Annotated in this window: 2 protein-coding genes and 1 pseudogene; 2 read left to right on the top strand and 1 reads right to left on the bottom strand. The window is 74.7% G+C overall.

Annotated features, from left to right (window positions below):
* The coding region (locus tag BKE38_RS27995) for a glycosyl hydrolase family 8 (RefSeq protein ID WP_242662600.1) at nt 1–133 on the bottom strand (133 nt) is incomplete at its 3' end.
* On the opposite strand from BKE38_RS27995, the gene BKE38_RS27990 reads away from it, so the two are divergent.
* Nucleotides 132–980 (top strand): family 8 glycosyl hydrolase, encoded by an 849-nt coding sequence (locus tag BKE38_RS27990; protein WP_076960441.1) that lies wholly within the window; start codon nt 132–134, stop codon nt 978–980. The two genes, BKE38_RS27995 and BKE38_RS27990, sit on opposite strands and share 2 nt — an antisense overlap.
* Nucleotides 981–1,077: 97 nt before the next feature.
* Nucleotides 1,078–2,201: pseudogene (locus BKE38_RS27985) on the top strand (hypothetical protein); the annotation flags it as partial.

Genomic DNA, 2,201 nt, shown 5'->3' with positions numbered 1-2,201 from the left:
AGCCGGCGCGGTCGGCAGCGCGCTCGGCGCAGAACATGGCCCAGCCCTGCCCCTCGGAATGCGAGACATTCTGGTTGCCGGTGTCGACCACCCGCCCCTCGGGGCGGAGATAGTCCTGGCCGAACTGGGCCATGTTCTGCGCCGAGCGCGCTGCCGACCGCGCCGGCTTCGAGCTCGTGTGGGGCTGGACGCGGCGCTGGCTGACCCGGCCGCAGGACCGGCTGGCGGCCTGGCGCTACATCCCCGACCGCGGCGATTCGGTGCCTGATCGCAACAACGCCACCGACGGCGACCTGTTCATCGGCGCCGCGCTGCTGCTGGCCGGCCGGCGCTGGCCGGATTCGGGCTATACGGAGGCCGGCGCTGCCATCGCCCGCGACATCCTGCGGTTGCTGTTGCGCCAGGTCGCCGGCAGCACCCTGCTGCTGCCGGCGCTGCACGGTTTCGAGGCCGCCGACAGCGTCACCGTCAACCCTTCCTACTATGCCTTCCCGATCCTCGGCGTGCTGGCCCGGGCGGTGCCCGATCCGGCCTGGCTGGCGCTGGCCGGCGACGGGCTGAAGCTGCTGCGCCGCGCCCGCTTCGGCCGCTGGGGTTTGCCGCCGGACTGGCTGACCGTGGCCCGGGCAGATGGCGCGCTGACCCTGCCAAGCCGTTGGCCGCCCAGGTTTTCCTACGATGCGGTGCGGGTGCCGCTCTATCTCTGCTGGGCCGGGCTGGCGGATGAGCCGGGGGCGCTGGCGGCCGCGCGCTTCTGGGGTGATCCCGGGCATCGGCTGTGGCCGGCCTGGGTGGATTTGACCACGAATCGCATCGGGCCCTATGCCGCGGCGCCCGGGCTGCGCGGCCTGGGCAGCTATGTCTTCGAACAGCTCGGCGGGAGGCCGCCGGCACAGCCAAACCCGCCTTTCATGCGGGATGATTATTATTCCTCTGTCTTAAAATTGCTCACATTGGCCGCTTTGTCGGAAAAAGCGTAGAATCTCAATTTTTGTTCGGGCCACGCTTGCGAATATGTGGTTTCGTGCGCTGCGCCGAGAGGGCATTCTGTGCTCTCCGAAGGAGTTAAGGCGGCTTATGGGCCAGGATATCGACGTCGCCCGCGTTGTGGCTGCGCTGCGTGCGCCGGGGATCCGCTATCGATCATTCGGCAACCAGCCGGTTCGCGAGGAGCAGGGGGGCACGTCAACCGCGCTGCGCGACAGCCTGGCCGCCTTCCAGACCCCGGAGGCGTCGCCGGCGCCGGCCGCCATGCCGCAGCCGGACACCGCATCGCCGGCCGCCGCGCCCATGTCCGCGCCGCCGGCTGCGACACCTGTCCTGCCCAATCCGGTGCTGGCCAGCACCGCCCCGGTGACCCCCGCCGCGCCGCCGCCGGCGACCGTGGCGGCGCCGGTCCTGGCGGCGCAGCCCGCCGCCTCGCCGCTGGCGGCCCTGCTGGCCAGGGCGCCGGCCACCCCGGCGCCAGGCCCGGCCGTCGTTGAAAAGCCTGCCGAAACCGCCCCTTCCCCGGCGCAGCGCCAGGCGCCGCTGGCCGGCGTGCTGGCCTCGCTGATGGCGCCGCCGCCGGCGCCCCCCGGGCAGGCTGCCAGCCCGGCCGCGGCCGCGTCGAAGCCTGCCGCCGCCCCGGCGCCATCGCTGGCCTCGGTGCTGGCGCCGCTGGCCAGCCGCCCTGCCATGCCCGCCCTCCCGGTCGCCGCCACGTCGGCGACGGCGCCGGCCCCGGGTGCCGGGCCGCGCAGCCCGGGCAGCGCCGCGCTGCTGGTCGCCTCCCTGTTCGGCAGCGCCGCCGCAGGCCGTCCGGGCGCCGCTTCCGCCATCCCCGCGCCGCAACCCGCGGTTGTCCCGGCCGGCGGTACCCTGGCCGCGCCCGGCTTGCAGCCGGTGCAAGTCGCTGCCCTGCTCGCGCCGGCCGCCGCGGCGACGCCAACCCCGGTCGTGCCGGTGATCCCGATGGCCATGGCGCCGCAGACCGCGCTGATGGCCGGCGGCGGCATGGACGCCGCCGCCTCGCTGCTGGCGGCGCTGCAGGCGACCGAGGCGCATCACCTGGCCGCCGCGCCGCAATCCGGCCTGCTGGCCCAGATGGCCTCTGGCCTGGCTTCCAGCCTGACGCCGCCGGCGCCGCCGCAGCAGGCGGCCGCCCCCTCGCTGCTGGCCGTGCTCTCCGCCTCGCATGGCGGTGGGCTGCCGGCAGGCGG

The organism is Teichococcus deserti (assembly GCF_001982615.1).
Taxonomy (GTDB): domain Bacteria; phylum Pseudomonadota; class Alphaproteobacteria; order Acetobacterales; family Acetobacteraceae; genus Pseudoroseomonas; species Pseudoroseomonas deserti.
The sequence above is the reverse complement of the archived record's forward strand: the minus strand, read 5'-3'. Positions and strand labels throughout refer to the sequence as shown.